At 61.5% G+C, this 20174-nt stretch carries 8 protein-coding genes; 7 read left to right on the forward strand and 1 reads right to left on the reverse strand.

Annotated features, from left to right (window positions below; all coding sequences use genetic code 11):
• The first annotated feature begins 31 nt into the window (after positions 1 to 31).
• Positions 32 to 11020: an RHS repeat-associated core domain-containing protein gene (locus AAGD32_15200; GenBank protein MEM8875591.1), complete on the forward strand. Its 10989-nt coding sequence runs from the start codon at positions 32 to 34 to the stop codon at positions 11018 to 11020.
• Between the two features lie 568 nt (positions 11021 to 11588).
• On the opposite strand, the gene AAGD32_15205 is transcribed toward AAGD32_15200, so the two are convergent.
• The gene (locus tag AAGD32_15205; protein ID MEM8875592.1) at positions 11589 to 11813 is read right to left on the reverse strand and encodes a hypothetical protein; all 225 of its coding nucleotides are present in this window, start codon (positions 11811 to 11813) and stop codon (positions 11589 to 11591) included.
• Between the two features lie 414 nt (positions 11814 to 12227).
• Between AAGD32_15205 and AAGD32_15210 the strand changes: the two genes are divergently transcribed.
• The 6 genes from AAGD32_15210 to AAGD32_15235 form a co-directional block, all read left to right on the forward strand.
• Positions 12228 to 12692 carry a nucleoside deaminase gene (locus AAGD32_15210; protein MEM8875593.1) on the forward strand — a complete coding sequence of 155 codons (465 nt, stop codon included), beginning with the start codon at positions 12228 to 12230 and terminating at the stop codon, positions 12690 to 12692.
• 175 nt (positions 12693 to 12867) lie between these two features.
• Positions 12868 to 14214, forward strand: coding sequence for an FAD-binding oxidoreductase (locus AAGD32_15215; protein MEM8875594.1), 1347 nt, complete (start codon positions 12868 to 12870; stop codon positions 14212 to 14214).
• The gene (locus AAGD32_15220; GenBank protein MEM8875595.1) at positions 14211 to 14600 is read left to right on the forward strand and encodes a DUF488 family protein; all 390 of its coding nucleotides are present in this window, start codon (positions 14211 to 14213) and stop codon (positions 14598 to 14600) included. The genes AAGD32_15215 and AAGD32_15220 overlap by 4 nt, the downstream gene beginning before the upstream one ends.
• Positions 14601 to 14647: 47 nt before the next feature.
• On the forward strand, positions 14648 to 15445 hold the full coding sequence (locus AAGD32_15225) for a creatininase family protein (protein ID MEM8875596.1): 798 nt from the start codon (positions 14648 to 14650) through the stop codon (positions 15443 to 15445).
• A gap of 108 nt (positions 15446 to 15553) precedes the next feature.
• A complete protein-coding gene (locus AAGD32_15230) occupies positions 15554 to 15985 on the forward strand; it encodes a hypothetical protein (protein ID MEM8875597.1) in 432 nt (143 codons plus the stop codon).
• Positions 15986 to 16652: 667 nt separating this feature from the next.
• Positions 16653 to 20174: hypothetical protein (locus tag AAGD32_15235; GenBank protein ID MEM8875598.1), on the forward strand; the 3522-nt coding region annotated here is incomplete at its 3' end.

The following is a 20174-nucleotide window of genomic DNA, read 5'->3' on the forward strand; positions in this document are numbered from 1 at the left end:
GCTGGAGTTTGCCAATCCGACCAGCACGGCGGTGACCGGTGGTCGCATCGAGCATGCGGCGGATCCTGATCCGGACCCGGAAGAGCCGGATCACCCGGTTCGTAGCCTGATCGATGGGATTGTCTGGTACGCCGGCGACGGAACCCGTCACGTATTCGAACTGGATTCTGGCGGTGCCGTCACGAACGACGCCCGCCACTTCGTCAGCAAAACAATGTACGGCCGGCTGGCGGAGCTGCAGAACAGTGAAGGTCTCGTGACCGGGTATCGCTTTATCGATCCGGCGGGCATGAGCTACCGCTTCGACGCCGTGGGCCGACTGACCCAGATCGCGGACAACTTCGGCGACGGCGTGATGGTGATGCATGGCGGCAACGGGCAGATCGAATCTGTCCAAGATCTGCGGGCCACCGGCAACGATCAACAGTTGTCGTTCGACTGGACCGGCGGCAACCTGACGCTCAGCGATCACACCGGGCGTGAGTGGTTCTTCGAGGTGAAAGACCCGAACGGTCTAAACCACGACGCTCTCACCCGAGTCACGGCTCGTGGCTCTAATGGCAGTGGAGCAGACGACCTATCGTCAACTTACACCTACTACGAAGACCCGGTTCGCAAGTCTTTGCTCAAGGATGTTTGGCAGGGGCGAAAGGGTTCCGATGGAGCGGACACCACGGAAGCCAAACAGACCAGCTATGAATATTACGCGAATCGCCGGGCGATGCGTGTGACGCTGCCCGACGATCGGCGGGAGCATTTCTGGTATCGCTTAGGGCTTTACGGCACAACCGCAGAGAACGAAGGCTCGGCCGACGAGCGGGCCGTGACTTTTGGCCGCGACTTTGCCGGCGCGGTGACCACATTCGTGGACGGCAGCGGTGATATTGTGCGCTACTCGATCGCAGACACCGGTGAGGTCTTACGCGAAACGTTTTTCGACAGCACGACCCGACAGGCCGAGTGGAACGACCGTGGCCAGCAACTCGCGATCACCGATGCGTACGGCCAGACCGAAACCTTCGACTACGATGACAACCTGCACAGATCGACGTCAGGGGTTTACTCCGCTTCCAACGAGATTTCCGGAGATAGCTTTGTTTCCGGCGTCTTGTTGGAGCAGGAGGATCGCGAAGGTCGAGAGATGCTTTATCACTACGGTGGGTATACCAACTCCAGCCTGACTTCCCGCGCCTCGGAACTGATTTACCAACCGGATGAGGGGGGTTCGTACCACCTGATGCCTTTGGTGGAGATCAGAGACTTAGGCGGTGTCGACAGGATCGTTGCGAAATTCGATCACGAATACAGCAGCGACGGCGGAGCGACCTATCTCGACCCCGCGCCCGGTAACGGGCTTTTCGATAACGCGAACGATGACGGCTTGCGCTTCCGGTTGATCAACCAGATCGATGCGCTCAATCATGTGACCGAGTACCGGTACGTGGGCGCAAGCATCGAAAGCCTCCCGACGGAGGTCGAACGGCCGGGCACGGGCTCGGTAGGCGATCTGGCCGGGTCTCAGGCGAGCTTGACTCGTTACCTCTACAACGCCGCCGGGCAGGTGATTGCCGAAGGGCTATCCGATCCAGCCGATCCCGCGCCAGCAATCGTTTCGCTCTACAGCTACGACGACGCAGGACGGCTTGTGGCCCAGGTGAGCCCGAACGAGGTGGCCGAGATTACCGGCTTGACTTTCGGCGCTCCGATCGTCAACGGCCAAGGCGATCCGCTGCACCCCGAACAGACGACCTCATTTAAGTACGACACGCACGGCCGGCTCGTATCCACGCGAGGTGTTGATCCCGATAAGGTCGTGCCCGCGCAGGACGAGGACTTGCCCTCTCCATTTACGAAACAGGAATACGACGCCCGGGGTAACGTGACCCGGTCTCACATCTACGACAACGGCGGTGCGAATCAAGCGACCGCCGACGGCGCACTGGTCACCGAGACGATTTATGACGATCAAGACCGGCCGGTGTTGATGACCTATGCCGATGGCACGCAGCAGCGCATGACCTACGACGGCGTAGGCCGGTTGTCCACGCAGACCGACGCACTCGGGCGGACGACACGGTTGACATACGACCGCCGCGGCCGGCTATCCGCAACGGTCTTGCCCGACGGCTCGATCGTGCGCCAACGCGTCGATGGCGGCGGGCGGGTGGTTGCCACCACCGATCCGAACGGCAACACCACCAAGCTGCATTACGACGTGCTCGGCCGGTTGATCAAGCAGGTCGATCCCGCGCCCGCCGACAAGCCGGCTTCGGAGGATGTCCGCAGCACGGAGTGGGTCTACGACGCCCGCGGCAACCTGGCCTCGATCGTGGATGCGCGGGACAACCGGACGCTGTTTGCCTATGACGACCTCGACCGCGTGACGCACACGGTCAATGCGCTCGGCGCGAAGCAAGCCGATTCCGACGGAGACGGGCTGATCAATAACACCTCGCAGGGCGCGCTGGATGGCTTGGACCATACCGTCAAGACCAAATACGACGCCCGCGGCAACGTCATCGAATCGACGGACCCTAACGACAACACCACGCAAAGCTTTTACGACTTTGCCAACCGATTGATCGAGACAACGACCTCCGACCCCGATGGCGACCTGTCGTCGGGAGCCGGCGCGCTCACGACCAAGTTTGTCTACGACGATAACGGCAATCTGACCCAGGTCCTGGTGGAACCCGACGGCAACGTCGCCGTCACGGTCACCGAGTACGACCGCCTGAACCGGGCGATCAAGGTGACCCAGCCCGACCCCGACGGCAGCGGCAACCAAGCGTCTCCCGAGGTGGAGTCCGTGTTCGACGCGCTGGGCCGGCTGATCCGAACCATCGATCCGAACGACAACCCCACGGCCTATGAGCACGACAAGCTGGGCCGGGTGATCGCGGTCATCGACGCCGGCGACGACAACCACCCGGACGGAAACCGCTACGCGACGTTCTACGACGCGGCGGGGCAAGTGATCGCGACGGAGACGCCGCTGGGCGAAATCAGCCGGACCGAGTACGACCGCCTCGGCCGGGTCGTCCGCGAAACCGCGCCCGACCCAGACGGGCCGGGGCCGCAGGGCACTTCGACCATCACGTTCGTGTACGACGACGCGGGCAACCTGGTGTCGAGCACTGACGCGCGGGGTAATGTTACGTCCTACCGATACGACAACCGGAACCGACTGGTCCAAACGATTTATCCCTCGACCGATACGCCGCCCGACGTGATCGAGATCACCGGCGATACCTACGTGCGAGGCGGAGGCTTCGCGAACAACACGCAGGCGGCGATCGGTCACGAGAGCTCGAACGAAATCTTCGTGAAGAACGCGGGCGATCATCAGCCGCAATTCGACCGTGTCGGTGTGTTGCGTATCGACGTCCCGGATTCGCTGATCGACTTGATCAACTCACCCAAGGGGCTGCATCGCGACGTTGATCTGGTGCTGGAGCTTGAACTAGTGTCCGCCGCCAACGCTCCGGCCCCCGACAACACCAACGCGACGCAAACCGAACAACATATCTACCTGCTCAACGAATCGTTATCCGGCGACCTCGCGGCGAAGACCTGGAACAGCCTGCTGCCCGGCGTGGGTGATCCGGTCGTTTCCGCCGACCACGACACCCTCGCCGACTACGGCCAATTGCTCGCCTCGACCACGATCGCGGTGGGCGAGCACAGCAGCGGCCGCGTGTCGCTGACGCTGTCAGACGGCCCGAACCGCCAGGCCTTGATCGACCACATCGCCGCGAACGGGTCGCTAAGCCTGATCATCGGTGGCCCCGCCGTTGGGGACGGTGTGTTGGTCAAGTACGCCTCCAGCGAAAGTGGTAACGAAGCCGATCAGCCACGCCTGCGGGTCCAAGGCCCACTAGCCCCGACGCAAGACCTTTCTTACGACGCCGTCGGCAACGTGATCTCCACCACCGACGAGTTGGGGCGGACGTGGCTTTACGGCTACGACGAGTTGAATCGGCAGGTGCGCGAGACCGCGCCAGCTGATCATGATCAGCCAGGACTCTTCTGGGAGGTTTGGAGAGATCGAGATTGGAGACAGCACATCCATAGCACATCCACCTTCAAAGGCATTGATCTTGAAGATCCAGGTGCTACAGGAGTTCGTAGCGATGGCCAGTTTTTGACGGGTTTTAGTTCAGGCCGTCAAGAGTATTTCGTCTATCGACATACGGCAATTTTTGAGATAGAGAGTGCCGGTGAATATGTTTTTGACCTTTCGGCCAATGATGGGGCTAGAATTTATATCGACGATCAATTTTTGTTAGATATTACTAACCCATATAATTCAGCGGGGGGCTGGGAGTCTGGTGGCGATTCAATTTGGCTTGACGCAGGAGAACACTTTTTAGTTGTAGATTATTTGCAGCACGTCGATGCGCGAGGAATTAGTGTTAAATACACTGGGCCAGATACCAGTGGGGCGCAAGTTCATCTGAATACTGAGGGCAGTTTCGTCTTGCCCGGTCCGACTTCCCGTCAAGAGTACGACGCCAACGGCAATCTCGTAAAAACCATCGACCCGAACGGCAACGAGACGCTTTATTTCTACGACGCGTTGAACCGCCTGGTCCGGACCGTGAATGCTGAAGTGGAAGGCTCGGGCCAGTCCCCCGACGCGAACGGCGTCGGCGCGGACAATTACACGGTCGAGACGGTCTACGACACCCGCGGCCGCGTGGTGTTGACGATTGACGAGTTAGGCCGCGAATACGGCACGATGTACGACAACCTCAACCGTGTGGTTGCCTCCATCGCGCCCGACCCCGCCACGGGGCTGGCCTTCGCCGGCGACGCTAGCGCGAGTCGTTTCGCCGCGCTCGCCGGTGACGACAGCCAGATCGTCGGCCGCGTGACCACGTATACCTACGACGACGCGGGCAATCTCTTATCCGTGGTCGACCCGCTGGGCCGAGCCAGCTACACCCAATACGACCAGCTCCATCGCCCGATCGCCACCGTGAATCCGGCCGCCGAGGAAGCCGGATTGGTCGTTGACAGCGATGCCGACGGCGAGATCGATCTGTCTCTGGAGACCCCGGAGCTGAGTCAGTTCCTGACCGAAACGGTTTACGACGCACTCGGCCGAGTCGTTCTGGCCGTCGATGAGTTGGGCCGGGAGTACGGCACGGTCTACGACGCGCTGGGCCGCGTGGCGATCCAGGTCGATCCGCACCCGGTGTCGGGCAAAGCGTTCCACTCGCGCGACGCCGCGGACCTCGGCAACGCCGACCGTGTCGTGGGCCTCGCCACCCGCTTCACCTACGACCTCAACGGCAACCTGACCGCCGTCACCGACCCGCTCAATCAAACCACGTGGACCGTCTACGACGAACGCAACCGGGCGACCCGGCAGGTCAACGCGCTGGCCGAGATCAACCCGGCCGACACCACCCAGAAGCTCGATCTCGACCCCGACGGTAACGGTGAACTCAACACCGAACTGGTGCCCGATCTCGATCACTACAGCACCGTGACGACCTACGACGACGCCAACCAGTTGGTTCTCGTCACCGACGAGTTGGGTCGGCAGTACGGCACGGTCTACGACCAGCAGGGCCGGGTGATCGCGGAGACCATGCCGTCGACAGAGACTGAAGAGGTTGTGATCCAGGAAATCGATTTTGGCAGCACGGCCATTCAGAGCTTTCACGATGGCGAGCAAGACGATACCGACACCTCGGTGTTCACCGTTGAAGACGATGGGGCGACTCTGCGGCTGACCGGCAATGCTTGGAAGTACATCGACCTTGGCTCACTCGTCATCACGCCGCAGACGGTTCTTGAGTTTGATTTTGCCAGCAGTACGAAAGGCGAGTTGCACGGGATCGGTTTTGAGAAAGTATTGGGGAACGTCAACAACATTTGGACCGGATCGACGGGGCAAGTGAGTCGCTATTTCCAACTCGCCAACGCCGATCTCGGAGTGTTTACCGATTCAGAGATTGATTTCGACCATAACGTCGATGCGGGTTTCAAGCCTTTCCGAATCCATCTCGCCGATTTGCTTGGCGAAGGCTCGGAATTCGACCGGATGGTGTTTGTTGCGGACGATGACGCGGCATCCATCGGGGAGTCGGTCTTCCGCAACGTCCGTTTTACGGAGCAAACCGCCGCCGTCGCGACCGCACGCTACGCCTACGACGACAACGGGAACCTCGTCGGTTCGCAGGACGCCGAAGGGCGGACGAGCTACACGTTCTACGACCGGCTCAACCGACCGACGCATACCGTCAACGCCGACGCCAAGGCGTTGGTCGACGGAGAGCACGCGGACCCGACCCACTCGGGCTACCTCATCCCTGACAACCCATACGCCTCCGCCTTGGATGGATTCACCGTCAAGACCACCTATGACGCCGCCAGCCAGGTTGTTCTCGTCACCGACGAAGAGGGGCGGCAATACGGCACTGTTTACGACAGGGCGGGTCGCGTCCTCGCCGACGTCGCGCCCGACGCCGCTACTGGATTCGCGTTCAACGGCGCTGGCTTTGTTGCTGGCCTGAGTTTGGACCCCAGGCTGACGCCTGAGGCGCCAACCCTCGACGCCGTGCTGGCTGCAGCGGGTTTGGTCGGCCGCACGACCACCTATACCTACGACAGCGCCGATCAATTGCTCTCGGTGACCGACGCGTTGCGTAACGATACTCACCCGCAGGGTCAGACCGCGTGGTCGTTCTACGACGCCCTTGGCCGTCTGACCTACACCGTCGACGAACGCGGCGACGCCTGGGTTGATCCCGGCGACATCAAGGTGGCCGCGTGGACCCCCGGCGAATCGCTACCCGCCGGTGACCCCGAACCGACTAAGAACGGCGACCAAAACGGTGACGGCCACCCCGACTTCGCCGTCCGCCGTGAGTACGACCCCGTCGGCCGGCTGGTCGGCTACACCGACCCCAACGGCCACACCACCAGCTACGCCTACGACCACGCCGACCGCCAGACGGTCATGACCGATTCGCTCGGCAAAAACGACGCTTACCGCTACGACGACAACGGCAATCTCGTTTACACCATCAACCGCGCCGGCGAACAGTTCACGTACGCCTACGACGAGTTGAACCGCATGGAGATCGAGCAGTGGTTCGCCGCCGACGCCGACCCGGAAGCCGACTCGCCTTTACGCTGGTTTGAATACACCTATCGGGACGACAGCCAAGTCGAATCCGTTTCCGAATTCGACAACATCAACACCGCGGTTGCGCTACAAACCGACGCCTACACTTACGACGTCGCCGGTCGATTGTTGACCGAAACCATCGATCGTCGCGACTCGAACATTCCTACGGTCGTGTTTACCTATGCCTACGACGAAAGCGACCGGCCCGTTTCGGTCACCGATTCGCTCAACGGCGTCACGTCTTACACGTACGACGATCAAGGTCGGGTTAAGACCGTGACGCAGTCCTCCGTCGCGGGCGACTCGTCTCCCGCCACGCGTGTCACTTACACCTACAACCTGGCCGGCCAGATGCAAACCGCGGTCCACGCGGCCGAAGCTCCCGGTCAGCCGTCTTCCTCGGTGGACTACATCACCACCCACTTCTCGCTCTACGAGTACGACCAGGCCGGGCGACTGCACCGGCTCACGCACCACAACGACAGCGACAACCCGCTCGACGGGGCGAACGTCACGCCCGCGCGGATCATCGCCCGGTACACCTACGACCGCGACGCCCTCGATCGACCGGACAATATCGACCATTTCGCGCCGCCCAGCATCCCCGGCGAGCGCACGACCGATTACACCTACGACCCCGCCGGGCAGATCCTCGGGGCCGTGATCACCAACCCGGATCCGACCGACCCGCTGGTCGCCAACAACGAGGACGAGTCGTACACCTACGACGGCGCCGGCAACCGCCTGACCGACAACGGCGACGCGACAACAACCGCCGACGACACCGACGTCGTCACCGCCGAAGGCTCGAACCGACTCGAAAGCGATGGCACTTACAGCTACACCTATGACGACGCCGGTCGCCTCACGCAGCGCGACGCCATCGACTCAGATATCTCCGAAAAGTACGACTGGGACCATCGCGGCCGGCTGACCGGAATCACGAAACTGGACAACGGCCAACCGCTAAGCGGCACCTTCTACGTCTACGACGCGCAAGACCGGCTGGTAAGGCGTACGGACTGGTCCGGTCTTAGCTCGCTCGCCGCGGACACCGCGTATTTCTACGTCGGCAACGAACGCCGGCTGAGCGTGGACCTCAGCCAGGAGAGCAAGCCGGTCACCCGCTATCTGAACGCTCCGGGTAGCGAAACACCGACGGCCGTCCTCGCGCCCGCCACCACACCCGGCGGTAGTGACGACCGCACCTACTGGCTGCTTGCCGACGCCGCCGGCACCGTCCGCGACGTCTTAGACGGCGGCTCCTCGATCGCCGTGCCGGGTGAGGTGATCGTCTTCGAAAACGGCTTCGAAACCTCTAGCAACCCCGGCACCACTTCCCTGGGCGTGAGTGGTTCTTGGTCCAGCAACTTCCGGATCGCGACCACCCCCGGCAGCTCGGCACGCAAGTTCCTTGGCGAGTACGCCGAGTCTGAATTCGTCACCCTTCAGCTCACCAACCTGCCGGAAGAGCACGGCAAACTCCGCATCTCTTTCGACCTCTACGTGCTCAAGACATGGGACGGCGTGGACGCATCCGCGGGCAGCCCCGATGAATTTAGTTTCACCATCGACGGCGACGAACTGCTTAAGGCCTCGTTCTCCAATGTCGCCGGCAACGGCCTAGGCCAGCCGCAGAGCTACGGCGAAGGTGAAGTTGGCCGGCTTCCCCACGACACCGACATCATCTACCTCAGCCAATCGGGAGCCGAAGAACGTAACACACTCGGCTACACCCTTAACCCTGAATTTTACACCGACTTCATCGATCCAGACACGGGCGAGCCTACGGTCACCGACAGCGTGTACCGGCTGACGTTCCTGGTTGACCACACCGCAACGAGCGCACTCTTGAAGTTCGCGAGTTCGGGCTTGGACCCTGCGTGGGACGAGAGTTGGGGGATCGACAACCTCGAGGTCGCCGTCGTCGACAGCACGACCGTCGAGGTCGCCGACCACATCGAGTACGCCCAGTTCGGCGAGGTGCTCGGCCGTTCGCAGAACGACCAGGTCGTCCTCGACGCGATCTCCGCCGACGGCTTCGGCTTCGGCTTCCAGGGCCGCGCCCAGGACGGCACCACCGGCCTGACCCACCATAACGCCCGCTGGGCCGACCCCAAGTCCGGCCGCTTCCTCACCGAAGATCCCTCCGGCTTCACCTTCGGCGATCCCAACCTCTACCGTTACGTTGGCAATGCGCCTAGTGTGTACGCCGATCCAACGGGGCTGGCGTTCATTAAAAATGGCAGCAGTTATGCAGCTGACAGTTCGGTCTTTTCGGGACCGCTAACGGGTTCGTTCGGGAACCCGAGCACCGGCAACGGGGGACTCGGCGATCCGTTTAGTGGATTAGCGATCACCGCGAACGTGTCTGGGTTCGATCAAGGCGGAACGAATTATGACGGCGGTTTGTTGTTGGTCGGTTTAGGGGCTTCAGGATCGAGCCCGGCAACGATCCAAGCTCCGACAAGCCAATCCGGCTTGACCTTTGATGATTTGGGCCCAATGGGTCAACTCCACTTAAGCCTTGGTACTGTCTCGCCAACGCCTAAGCCGACGGGACCGACTTTAAGGGGATTCGTCGAGAGCCTTAAGCAGGCGGCAAATGAAACCAAAGATACTTTTGATCAAAAATATGCCCTCGACATTGAGTGGGAAATTAATCGCATACAAAACCTTGAGCAGCAATACTACGCCGCACTCGATTCCGGAGATACGCTAGTAGCCGGGCGATTACTCAATAGCATTCGCAGTGCAAACAGATACTTTACAGAAGGCATTGCCCAAGATGAAGACCTTATCGCTGATCTGTTTAAGCGTGCAGACCACGCGAATTTCCAAAGAAGGCTTCCCGAACTACAAGCGCAAGCTCTTCGGGATGCTGAAGAAGCCTATCAACGTGAACTCGATGAAATCTATGAAGAGCATGGCGCATTCGGCGTCTTCATTCGTGACGCAGTAGCCAGGCAAGAGATTTTTGCGAATACCCTGACTTTTGGTGCCACTGATAAGCTCGGTTTGACCAATAGCAGCCAATACGTTGGGGATAGCTTCAACGTCACCCGCATCACTGCTGGAATTTACCGTGAGGCACTTATCACTGGCGCCACTTTAGGCTCAGGCGCTTTAGTTCAGGCTGGTCGCGGAGGGCTTGCGCTGCGTGGAGTGAGTTACGCGGGCCGTGCGTATGAAGGATATCAGGCCGCTAGAAGCGGGATTTCTGGTTACGCAAATATACTGCAAGGTAATTATGGTAAAGGGTCGCTAGAATTAGCAACTGGTTTATTGTCATCCGCCGGAGCTGTTGGACGTATTGGAAATGTCAAGCCAAGTGGGGGCGGATCGCTTCAAATCGGCCTATCTAAGCAATCCAGTTCTGTGCCGGAGAGCTTGCGTGGCGCATATCCCAATGGTGTGTTAGATGATTATTTGACATTTCATAAAAGCGTTAGTACTGCAACTGCTCTTACGCAAAGCCCGCGTATTGTCGTCCTTAATGAGCATATGTGGAAGAATGTGTGGACGCCCGGTCAGAGGTGGACAGTTTTGGAAGAAGAGCTGTTTCACCTAAGAAATATCACAAAGTATGCGGAAGGTGGGCGTTTAGATAGATTCCATCAAACTCTTCTTAATACTCATCTAGGCCGTGCTGTTGAAGAGGCGAGGGCGAGATACCACTCGAGCGGAAGATTGAGGCACTCGATTGAGTATGGCGTAAGGTATAAAGCTGGAAACCACACTGTAGGGCTTGCGGAAGTGACATGGCGAGGCCTTGCGAGGGATGGACTCGTCCTAAGTACGGGTTTTGTTGGCTTGGCCGGTTTGGCTAACGCCACTAAGTCGTTGATCGTCAACGCTCTTGGAGACGATCGGTAGAATGTTGAAATGTGGCATAGCCTGTATAGGATAGCGTGCACTGTAGGAATCTTTAGGAAGAGCTTGGCGTATTTGCTTGCATTGATAGCTGACGGTGCTTGAGGTAATGCGGCGAAGGTAAGGAAAAATATTTTGTGAATGCAGGTTGTGATGCTTTGATACTGTTTGCTTATCGACGATATTTGTTTGAAATACGTCGAAATTTTATAAAGCCTAATTGCTGCAGGCTGAAAGTAGCGATTGGTCTCTGGCTGTCGCTAAAAATGATTTAAAATGAGGTGTGGTTTGAATTCAAGTATATATGGCGGTCACCCTGTGGCGAGATGGACTTGATTGAGAATTAAGGCGTAGTGCAATTCCTGTTGAAAGTTGAAGGTTGTTGCTGATGCGGTGTTTTGTCAATTTCGCAAAACACGTCTTGCAAATTCAGTTTGGACCAACCCTTCTGGTCCAAGGGCAAAGTAATTTGTTGGACAGAAGAATCGAGAATGATCGTCAAGTTTCGGTGTAAGGCTTTCAAAACAACTGCATTCGCTTGGAACTGAGCCCAGTCTTCTGCGATGTGTATTCATCTTTCGAGTACGATTCCCGGTTGATCATGGTCGACTGCGATGGATGGGAAGGCATCTGTAGTATGTAGACGTTGAAGTATCTTCGCTTGGGAGGTGATCACGTCGTCGAGGTCGCGCTTTATGAAAAGAAAGATGTAGCGGAAACGATCCGGGAGGTAGGCCAGGAAGGTGTGGATGATTTTGACTGCTTTGCCGAGGGTTTTCGTTTCGGAAGGTGTCATGGCGGGTTAGGTTCTTGGCGGCTTCGAGCTCGAAATAGCCGCGAGTGTTGGATTCGTCCGCGGTGCGACGACCGTCGGTGAGGATAGGGATACCTGCAGCCTCGAACATATACATCACTAGGCTCGTGCCGCGACCGTAGCGGGCTCGAGACGATAAGGACCTGGCGGTTCGGCGGAGTAGCGGGGTGTGGGTGGGTCGGGCGCCGGGTTCATGTGGGGCTTCGGGCTCAGCAGCGGCGGGTTCGGAGCAACGCCGGCGTGAATGTGAGGCCCGACAGAAGGGTGTCGGGTTCCGGGATCGATTGGGCTGGGCAGGGTGAGCCAAGTGTCGCGGGTGGGCTGGGCGTCGGCGTCGTCGGGCTCTTTACGCCGGTCGAAGCCTTGAAGTCGGAAACGCTTGATTAAACTCCGGCGATGAGTCTCGTACACGACCGGCATATGCGTCGCGCGATCCAAGTCGCTCGCGAGAACGAGAAGGCGCCGTTCGGGGCCTTGATCGTGGACGCGACGACTGGCGACGAGGTCGCGACCGGGTGCAATTGTTCCGACAACGACCCGACTCTGCACGGTGAGATCGATTGCATCCGAAAAGCCGCCGCGGTGTGGGACCCGGGGCGGTGCGGCGATTACGTGCTGTACACGACCGCGGAGCCGTGCCCGATGTGCATGTCAGCCTGTGTTTGGGGCGGGTTTCGTGCCGTGGTGTACGGGACGTCGATCCCTTACCTCCAGGCCACCGGCTGGTTCCAGATCGACATCCGCAGCCACGAGGTTGCTGCGAAGGGGGGGTGGGGGCCCGACCGCGTGGTGGGCGGGGTGATGGAAGCCGAGTGCGATCGGCTCTTTGACGCGGCGATGCGGCTTCACCGCGGAGGCTGAAAAAAGGCTTGTTTCCGGAACGGTTTGCCGATAGAAACTGGTCTGGTTGTCTGCGCACGGCTTGGCGATGGCACCCCGCTAGACCCGCCTAAAACAGCCCCGTATCTGAATGCCGCCATTAAGTGTTGCTTTGGCTCAGCGCCTCTTGGAGGTTCTGCCCGCCGATCGTGTGAGTGTGGATGCGCGCGCGATCGAGACGAATTCGGCGGACTTCTATTGGTACTCGAACCTGCTTGAAGAACGGCTCGCCGGCCGTCGGGCCGACGTGATCGCGTGGCCGACGACGCCGCGCGAGTTGGCGGGCACGCTGGCCGTCGCGTACGACCTCGGAGCCCCGGTGACGGTCCGTGGCGGCGGCACGGGGAATTATGGGCAAGCGGTTCCGCTGTTCGGCGGGCTGGTCGTGAATACGCTGAAGATGGGCCGTGTGCTTGAGGTGGGCGATGGCTTTGCGCGGGTCGAAGCCGGGGTCAAGTTCCCGGAGATGGACGCGGCCGCCGCGCCGACCGGTCAGGAATCACGGATCTTCCCGAGCACCTACCTGATGGCGACCGTCGCGGGTTTCGTTTGCGGCGGTTCGGGTGGGATCGGATCGACCGAGTTCGGATCGCTCTACGACGGCAACCTGCTCGCCGCGACGGTGTTCCCGGTCAACGCGGACCCGCGGCCGATCACGGCAACGGGCGACGGGTTGTCGGTTTACATGCACGGGTACGGCACGACCGGTGTCGTGGCCGACGTCACCGTGCCGCTCGCGCCCAAACGCGACTGGGAGCAGGCGAGCTTTGCGTTTCCCGGCTTCGTTGCCGCCCATGAGTTTGCCGTTGAGCTCATCCATCAGACCGACGTGCCGCTGCGGATGATCTCGACGTCCGAGGCGAGCGTCGTGGCTCACTTTGCTAGGTCCAACCTTCCGTTCACCCAGGGCCGCGACGCGGTGCTGCTTATCTTTGAGCGCGGCCGTCTTGCCGACGTCACGCGGGCCGCCGAACGGTTTGGCGGCGAACTCGATTTCACGATCGATCCGCAAGAGAACGCGCGGAAGCGTCTGATCGATTACTCGTGGAACCATACGACGCTTTGGGCGAAGCGTTCGAGCAAGGACTACACGTATCTCCAGACGGGCATGGACCTCGGGCGATTCGCCGAGCAGTACCGCGCCGTCAAGGCCGAGTACGGCGACGACTACCAGTTCCATTGCGAGTACACGCGTTGGGGCGGCGCCCCTTCGGTCGGGGCGATGCCGATCGTCCCGTATCGAGGCGAAGAATCCATCGCGGAGACGATCGACTTCCTCGGGTCCGTCGGCATCGGCGTCGCGAATCCGCACACGTGGGTGCTTGAAGACGGCGGCCTGGTCGATGGTGCCCAGGCGCTGCTTCGGGCTAAGCGCGAGAACGACCCGCGTGGCCTGCTCAACCCCGGGAAGCTGCGCGCGGCGTTCACGGATGACCGGGAGCGCGGCCGTGCGTTCCCCACGCCCTTTGATCGCAAGGCCAACGTCGCGGGGGTGGAGGCATGATCCGCGACAAGAGCGTCTACGACCCGCCCGCTCCGGAAGACGGTCACCGCGTGCTGGTCATGCGCATCGTGCGCGACCCGGCGATCCACGAGCTCCCGTACGACACCTGGATCAAGTCGCTCAGCCCGTCGCTCGACACGCTCAACCGCTGGTGGGCCAAGGAGATCACCACGCCCGAGATGTACGCCGAGTTCCGTGAAACCATCTCGGAACACGGCCTGCGGAGGCTACGAAAACTCGAGCAAGAGCACGGCACCGTGACCATCCTTTGCCGAGAACGCCGTCCGCACGCCTGTCACCGGTACGAACTCAAACGCATCTACCTCGAACGCTACCCGGACGCCGCCGAGCCGAAGGCGCAGCGCCATCCCAAGCCCAAGAAGTGAAAGCCAGCGCGGACGCCGTTCCGAGCGTCCGCGTGGACTCGACCCCCATGCTTCCGCAACCGCCGCACGAGTTTGACCTGACCCGCCTGACGTCGAGGGATATCGCCTCGCTCGCCCCGAGCGATCCCTTGGTGGTGCTGCCCATCGGGGCGATTGAACAGCACGGCCCGCACCTGCCCGTGCAGACCGATGCCGCGCAGGTCATGGAACTGCTCCGTCGTGCGGTCGCCCGTCGGTCCGCCGACGAGCGGGTGTGGGCGTTGCCGATGCTTCCGTACGGCAAGAGCAACGAGCACGAATCGTTCCCGGGCACGTTCAGCCTCACGGCATCGACGCTGGCCGCCGTGATCACTGACCTCGGGCGTTCGCTGTATCGCAGCGGATTGCGTCGGCTGATGCTGCTGAATGGCCACGGCGGTCAGCCGGAAGTTCTGGATATCGTGGCTCGTGACCTCCGAGCAGAGATGAAGGACCTGATGGTCTTCACCGTTCACCCGTTCCGCTTCAGCTGTGCCCGCGATCACGTTACGGCCGATGAAGGCCTGGTCGGCATCCACGCCAACGAGGCCGAGACCGCGATGATGCTGGCGATCGCCCCCGACGATGTACGTCGCGATCGTCTGACACCGCAGTTACCCGGCGTTTTGAACGGCCTCAAACACCTACGGCTCAAAGGAGCGGTCGGCTTCGGTTGGCTGACCGCCGACCTCACCCCCGACGGCACGCTCGGCGATCCCCGGGCTGCGACCGTCGACAAGGGCAACGCGATCCTTGACGGCGACGCGGCCACCCTGGTCGAGATCCTCGACGAGTGTCTGGGCTTTTCCCTTGATGCCACGCCTTGAACCCATCGAATCGCCGCCGGGATCGCCCCCGGCTTGTCCGAACGGATCTTCGACTTAATCACGCCTGCGAACCCCGGCCACTCAAGGCCACCCATAGGAGCACGGAATATGGAGCAGACAATCACCAAGGTTCATACGGTCCCGGTCTCGTCGGCCGTCGTCGGGCCGTTCTACGTCAACCTCGTCCATACCCACCACCCGGAAATCGGCACCGACCCTCGGCCGCACAACCACCCGGTCGAGTTGCGGATCGAGTTCAAGGCCAACCGGCCGGGCGGCATGACGTTCGTGATCAACCAGCAGACCAAGGCGGTCCTGGAGGGGATCATCGACGACGTGTTTAGCCGGACCTTCGAGAGCGGAACGTTCGAAGACGTCGGGGAGTTGCTGTTCTGCCGCATCGAGTCGGCGATCCCCGATCTCAAGCGTCGGTTCAATCGGGGTTCGTACCACCTGTCCGCGGTGCGTCTACGCGTCGACTACGACGACTCGCCGGACCACCCCGCGATCCCCGTGGACTACATCACCCGACCCGCGTGACCTTGGGCGCGTCGGCGACGCTTTTTGCGTGATCCCCCGTTCGGGTCACGGAGACGCGGATCGCCGTCGCCCGGTTCGTTCAGAGCCTCGATCGATCAAGGCATGAGTAAATCCTTGGCTAGTCTGAAGACGGACTCCCCGGTGTTCCCTTACACGCCCCGAGACAGGTCTTGGCGAGGCGGTGCCCGGCGGACGCGGAACTGGACCATGTCGCGATTGGTGAACCGACCATCGAGTTCCTGGAGTTCCTGCGGCTGTTTAATGGTGAGCCATGTCCGTTGGCATGAAGTTCTCTCTTCTCACCGATCGATCTGCTCTCCTTTGCGGCCATCGCGTCGGCACGAAGTCGGAGTCCGGCAGCCGCGAGCGTCGTTGTGATTTCGACAAATCTATCTCTTTTTTCTTGACACACCGATGACCATCATTATGATCGTTGTCAACTAAATTTGCGGTTGTTTTTCTGTTGTTTTTCTTGGGTTTCTGACTCTCATCTCGTTCCGGAATTCCCGTCTCGGGCGGGCGATCTGTCTATTGGGTTCGCTGTGGCCCGCCGCCCCCGGAACGGCTATCGCAGGAGGTAGTTTTCGTGGCCAAGCGCACGACCGATCGCTCCGTTTCGAATCCCTATGCGCCGCGGCCGGGCTTGATGCCGCTTGAGCCTCGCCTCTTGCTCAGCGCCAGCGTCCACGACCGAGAGGATCTCTTGGGGGACCAAACGCTATCGATCGACCTGTCGACGATCGAAGCGTCGTCGGCTCCGGACGTGCAGAACGCGGCGCCTTCGGGTGCGTTGACGGTCGAGCCGGCGTTCGCGTTTTCGGATCCGCCTGCGGCTTTGGCCAACACGGCCGACGCGCGGACCCTGAATTTCTTCGAGATTGGCGCGTTGCGCAGCGGGCTGGGCCAACTCTCCGACGCGATCGAGGGCAGCCTGACGCAGCTCGACGACTTGGACCGGGTGGTTGAGTTCCTGGAATCCCGGGGCGTGGACGAGGCGGAGGTTGATCCGGTCACCGTACGCGACTTTCTGGGTTCGCTCCGCGAGCGCATCGATACCGACCTGATCGGGCCGTTGCAGGACTACCTGGACGCCAACCAGTTTTCCGGCGACCTGACCGTGCAGGGCGTCCTGAACTATCTCAATACCACGATCGCGGCTTGGGTTGCCGGGGAAATCGAGCAGCTCAACGCCGAGCTCGAAGAAACCGGCATCCGGCTTCTCGCTCCTTCCGACGCGCTCGTGTCCGATTCCCGGATCGAGTTCGGACTGGACTTCCAGTTCCAGCGTGCTTCGCAATGGGACATCCAACAAGACCTGCTCGCGGACAACCTCGAGAGCGTCGGCTTGGACCTGGATTTAACCGCGTCCGCTTCGGCTTACGCCGCCGTGGACTTCCAGCTGAGCTTCGGCCTGAATCTGGACACGGATTCCGGCTTCCCGGAGTTTTTCGGTCAGATCGACGGGCCCATTCAACTGGACGTGAGCGCGGGGATCGACGACGCGTCGTTTGTCGCGCGGGTCGGGATTTTCAACGTCGGCCTCGGCGGCGCCACCGCCGACCTTGCGTTGCGGGCATCGATTACGCCCGACAACGACCCGACCGACGGCATCGACACCGCCGCGCTGACGATCCTCGAAGAGCGGCTCGCGTTCCGGCTCCCGGTGCTGCTGCAGATCGGTACGTGGACGATGCCCGACCCGCCGACCCTGACGCTGACCGTCGACAACCTGCTGACCGACCCGCGGCCGTCGTTTGAATACTTCGGCGATTTTGAAGGCCTGCAGCAGTTCCGCACGGTATCCGCCGACGGGGTGATCGAGCTGTTCCAGAGCGTCGGCTCGTGGATGGTGCGTTCTGCGGGCGAAGCGTTGGGGATCGATCTGGTGATCGCCGACGTGAACCTCAGCGATTACGCGGTGGTGGGCGCGATCATCAACCACGTGCTGTTGCCGAGCCTCCGCGACGACGCGGGCAACCCGCGTTTCGAAACCATCGACGACCTGCTCAACCTCATCGACGAGGTCGAGTTGTCCGACGACTTCGGCGGGACGATCACGCTGGATATGGAATACGACGAGGTCAACCAGCGGGTCGACTTCGTGTTTACCGCCGGCGACGAGCAGACCGACACGACGCCGCTGCGTGTCGACCTGGACTTGGGTGAGCTGCTATTGCTCGAGACGGGCACCGACCTGGTGACGACCGCGCAGTACGACTTCCGCTTCGACCTGTCGATCGATCTGCGCGGCGAGCAATCCGGCATCGTGGCGGGCACCGGGGCTTTGCTGCCCGGCGACAGCGTCGACGTCTTGCCGGCCGACGGCCGGTTGTCGTCCGACGCGGTGTTCCGCATCGGGGTCGCCGGCCTGACCGCCGACGAGCACCGGTACTTCGACGTCGTGGTCGCGCCCGACGCGTCGAACGGCTCCGCGGCCGATCTGATCGCGGACGTCAACGCGGCGATCGCCGACGCCGGGGCGGGTGCTTTCGTTCGTGCCGAACTCACCGAAGACGACCGGCTCCGTTTGGTCGACACAACCGAGCGTTGGGCCGCCGGGCTGCTGGTGCTGGTGCCGGAGGTCGGCCGGACGCTGGTCGGCGGGGCGCCGCTGCCCGCCGACGGCGTGACCACCGAACCCGCGTCGTTCCTCTTGAGCACCGACGGCCAGACGTTCCGGGAAGTCGCCGTGCCCGCGTCGGCGAGCCTCCCGGTGCCGGTCACCGACCGCGCCGGCTTGGTCGACCTGATCCAGGCCGCGTTGGACGCCGCCGGGTTCACGGACCAGGTGTTTGCCTCCGCGAACGCCGAGGGCAAGCTGGTCTTGTCGCCCGCCGCGGATCAGCCGTTCATTGTCCTTAGCGCGGGTACCGAACCCGTGACCTATATCGATGGCGAACCGGTCCAGGGCATCGAGGGCATCGACGCGGCACCCATTGGCCTGGTCGGGCACGAAGAAGTCGCCGGGCCCGTCCCCAACGCGGCTTCGGCCGAGCTGCACTTGGCCGCCATCAACACCCCCCGGCAGCGCTTCACCGATCGCATTACGGTCAACGAGATCTCCGCCAACGGCTCGGTGGCGTTGTCGGCCGATCCGATCACCGCCGACGCCCGTCTGGGCTTCACCGACCTGACCGTGGTGGACGGGCTGGCCACGGCCAACGCGGGCTTCGCCTTCACGCACCTCAACCCCGCCAGCGGCCAGGCCGAAGCCGTGCGGCTCAGCGACCTGCTCGACGCGGTGGGCTCCGAGGACACCCCCGCGTTCGATCTCACGTTCGACTCCGGGGCGGTGCTGGACCTGTCCGACATTCGCTTCGCCGACACGGAACTGGGCACGGTCCCCGGGGTCCCGGGCTACCGCGTGGAGTGGACCGATCTGACCGATCTTTCCACTCTGAGTGTCACCAAGACCCAAGACTTCGACGCGCTGCGGGCCTTCGCGGGCATCGCCCTCAACGAGTTCATCCAGGTTCTCGACGGGGCCATCGAATGGTTCGAAGAGCTCGAAAAAACCGAGCTGCTGTCGGACGAGCTGCCGGTGATCAACAAGAGCGTCAACGACTACGTCAAGCTATCGGAAGAGCTCACGGAACTCCGCGCCCACCTGCTCGCGGACCCGCCCGAATCGTTCGAGGGCCTCGCCGCCGAGGTCACGCGGTACGTGAAGGACCGTTTGGGGATCGACGCCGAGGTCGAAGTCAAGGTTGCCGCCGACGGCGGCTCGACCGGCGACCCCGCCGACCCCGCCGAGCCCAAGAAGATGGAGTTCCGCCTGGATTGGGACGACACCTTCGAGCAAGAAGGGGAGCTGGGCATCTTCCTGGACGCCGCCGTCGCCGACGGGCTCGGCCTGATCCGAGACGGCGCGATCAGCGCGGCGTCTGGCGCCGAGCGTATCCAGATCAAGGCCACCGCCGACGTGGACGCGACCTTTGGGGTGATCCTCCCCGAAGGCGGTCTGCCCGAGTTTTACGTCAAGGACGACGCAACCTTCAACGCTTCGGTCCTGGTCGACGCCGAGGGGTTGGATTTGGGGTTGGACTTGGGCTATCTCCCGACGCTGTATACCAAGGACGCGATCGTCCGCATCAATGATGGTGTCGTCGAGGATGATTCGGAAGAGGGAGGCGCAGAGAACGAAAGCACGGAAGACCAAGAGGTTGAATACAAACCCCTCACGCTCAAC

The sequence above is a fragment of the Planctomycetota bacterium genome (assembly GCA_039182125.1).
Lineage (GTDB): Bacteria > Planctomycetota > Phycisphaerae > Tepidisphaerales > Tepidisphaeraceae > JBCDCH01.